The sequence below is a fragment of the Milkweed yellows phytoplasma str. MW1 genome (assembly GCF_000309485.1).
Classification (GTDB): Bacteria; Bacillota_I; Bacilli_A; order Acholeplasmatales; family Acholeplasmataceae; genus Phytoplasma.
On sequence record NZ_AKIL01000011.1, the window covers coordinates 1 to 1,294 of the forward strand.

The window sequence follows — 1,294 nt, forward strand, 5'->3', positions numbered from 1 at the left end:
TAATTTTTTTATTTTTATTAGGAATTATTTTGTTCATTATTAAGAATAAGGATACTATTAAGGCTGTTAATGATAAAAATTCGAATGCTATTAGTAATAATAGTTCTATGAGTAGTATATTAGAAATGTTAACCCCACCAGAAAACAATTATGATCACTTTCTTGGTTTCGAAGAGGGTGTATTCGGACAAAAAAAATTAAAACAAAAATTAAATAGTTATATTAATATATTTAAGCCAGACAAATTAAAAGATTTTCAAAATTTGTTACAAAAGAATGACAATAAAAAAAACCCAAAAATACCTTATCCTAAAGGAATTCTTTTATATGGTCCACCAGGAACAGGGAAAACTTTTATATCTCAAGCTTTTGCTAAAGAATCTAAAATGAATTTATATAATATTACTTCTGCTCATAGTCTTAAAGAAATAGAAGAAATTTTTAAAAAAGCTCGAAGAAACAGCCCTTCTATTGTTTTTGCAGATGAAGCTGAAGAGTTAATCAAATCTAGAACATCGCAAAATTTAGAAACAGGAGACGCTAAAAAAACTAATACATTTTTAATGGAATTAGATGGTGTAAATACTGATCCCGAAAATCCTATTTTTTTTATTGCCGCGACTAATCATTTAGATAAAATTGACAGTGCTATTCAAAATCGTTTAGATCCTATTTATTTAGGTTATTTCAATGATGAAGAAAGAGCAGCATATTTTATACAAGAATCAGGTAAATATAAATTCGCTAAAAATGCAGAAGACTATTTAAAAGAAAAAATTATTCCAAGATTTGAAGAAGCAATTAAAAATCCTATAAAATATGCTAAAATGATAGGTAAAAAAGAGCACAACTTAGCTAACGGCAAAGAATTTAAATTCGAAATTCCAGCTATTAGTAAAACCCAAAAAGAAATGAAAGGGTCTTTGATGACTTCTGATGATGTCTTAACTGATCAATCAAATAGAGAAAACATTGAAAAATCATATAAAGAACAATACAAAACAGACCAAATTGAAAAAGATTTAGATATAAGTTATTTAGACAAAGTTAAAAAACATTTTTTTGATATTCAAACAACTAGAAAAATAAAAAATTTTTTGTTTCAGGCGTTTTTATTTGCAGGTAATCATTCACACCAACAAATTTTAATTTCAGATTTAGAAGAAGCTTCTAAAGAATATTTCGGCCCTAATTTAGATTATATGAATGAAAATCTAAATCAATAATATTAAACGAAATAATAATATTTTATCTAGATATAAGGAAATTAAAGGTATATATAATAATGTTTTAT

1 protein-coding gene is annotated in these 1,294 nt (G+C 25.2%); it reads left to right on the top strand.

Features of this window, described 5'->3' with window-relative positions; genetic code table 11:
* On the top strand, positions 1-1,226 hold a 1,226-nt coding region (locus tag RI76_RS00255), incomplete at its 5' end, for an ATP-binding protein (RefSeq protein ID WP_017192115.1).
* Positions 1,227-1,294 lie beyond the last annotated feature (68 nt).